Annotated in this window: 1 protein-coding gene; it reads left to right on the forward strand. The window is 75.3% G+C overall.

All coding sequences use genetic code 11. The features are described 5' to 3' along the window. Positions 1–223: AMP-binding protein (locus IG78_RS43725; RefSeq protein WP_037687868.1), on the forward strand; the 223-nt coding region annotated here is incomplete at both ends.

Here is a 223-nt window from a genome sequence, read left to right on the forward strand (position 1 = left end):
GCCCTACACCACCGGCGTACCCATCGGACGCCCCCTGCCGGGCCTGCGCGCCTACATCCTCAGCCCCGGTCTTACGCCCCTGCCCGCGGGCACGGTCGGCGAGCTGTACCTGGCCGGAACCGGCGTGGGCCGCGGCTACCACCACCAGCCCGCCACCACCGTCACCCGCTTCCTGCCCGACCCCTACGGGCCTCCCGGAGCGCGGATGTACCGCACCGGGGAC

The sequence above is a fragment of the Streptomyces aureocirculatus genome (genome assembly GCF_000720475.1).
GTDB classification, from domain to species: Bacteria; Actinomycetota; Actinomycetes; order Streptomycetales; family Streptomycetaceae; genus Streptomyces; species Streptomyces aureocirculatus.